Here is a 1,163-nt window from a genome sequence, read left to right as displayed (position 1 = left end):
ACGGAAGGCACAGACCGTGGCCTTCCGTCCCGCGCAGTTCCCCGCGCCCCTGTTTTCGCTTTTCCGGATGCGCAGGCTCGCCGATCCAGGATTGCGCAGTTCCCCGCGCCCCTTCGCGCTTCCCCGATTCGCGCGGGCTCGCCCGCTACCGGGTGCTCTCGGTGAGGCCGGCGACGAGGTGGTCGGCGGCGCCGTAGGGGTCGAGGTCGCCGGCGGCGACCCGTTCGGCGAGGCCGAGCAGGTGGCGGTCGCCGCGCAGGTCCCCGATCCGGGAGCGAAGGGCGGCGAGCGCGATCGCCTCGATCTCCTGGGCGGCCCGCCGGGTGCGCCGGGCGGCGAGCTCCCCCGTCCCGGACAGCCAGGCGCGGTGCTTCTCCAGGGCCTCGACGACCTCGTCGACCCCCTCGCCGCGGGCGGCGACCGTCTTGACGATCGGCGGCCGCCAGTCGCCGGGCCGGCGGCCCTCACCGAGGCCGAGCATGTGGTTGAGCTCGCGGGCGGTGGCGTCGGCGCCGTCCCGGTCCGCCTTGTTGACGACGAAGACGTCGCCGATCTCCAGGATCCCGGCCTTGGCGGCCTGGATGCCGTCGCCCATGCCGGGGGCGAGCAGGACGACGGTGGTGTCGGCCTGGGCGGCGACCTCGACCTCGGACTGGCCCACGCCGACGGTCTCCACCAGGATCACGTCGCAGCCGGCGCCGTCCAGCACCCGCAGGGCCTGCGGGGCGGACCAGGAGAGGCCGCCGAGGTGGCCGCGGGTGGCCATCGACCGGATGAACACCTCGGGGTCGGTGGCGTGGTCCTGCATCCGGACCCGGTCACCGAGCAGCGCGCCGCCGGAGAACGGCGAGGACGGGTCGACGGCCAGCACGCCGACCCGCTTGCCGCGGCGGCGGTACGCGGAGACGAGGGCGTTGGTCGAGGTGGACTTGCCGACGCCCGGCGAGCCGGTCAGGCCGACGGTGTAGGCGTGGCCGGTGTGCGGGGCGAGCGCCGCCATGGCCTCGCGCAGCTGCGGGGCGGCGTTCTCGACCAGCGAGATCAGCCGGGCCACCGCCCTCGGGTGCCCGGTGCGCGCCTGTTCGACCAGCGTCGCCACGTCGGCCATGTGAGTCCGTCTCCTCGATCGGAAAGCGGGGGCGCACGGCGTGGTCCTCCACGCC

1 protein-coding gene is annotated in these 1,163 nt (G+C 75.2%); it reads right to left on the bottom strand.

Annotated elements, in window-relative coordinates; genetic code table 11:
* Window positions 1-145: 145 nt before the first annotated feature.
* Window positions 146-1,108, bottom strand: coding sequence for a methylmalonyl Co-A mutase-associated GTPase MeaB (gene meaB / locus ABZ641_RS38605; RefSeq protein ID WP_359989357.1), 963 nt, complete (start codon window positions 1,106-1,108; stop codon window positions 146-148).
* Window positions 1,109-1,163 lie beyond the last annotated feature (55 nt).

Source organism: Kitasatospora sp. NPDC007106 (assembly GCF_040634455.1).
GTDB lineage: Bacteria > Actinomycetota > Actinomycetes > Streptomycetales > Streptomycetaceae > Kitasatospora > Kitasatospora arboriphila.
The sequence above is the reverse complement of the archived record's forward strand: the minus strand, read 5'-3'. Positions and strand labels throughout refer to the sequence as shown.

What these genes read in the sequence shown, in the direction of transcription:
- meaB (WP_359989357.1), bottom strand. Translation starts at nt 1,108, where the DNA reads ATGGCCGACGTGGCGACGCTGGTCGAACAGGCGCGCACCGGGCACCCG.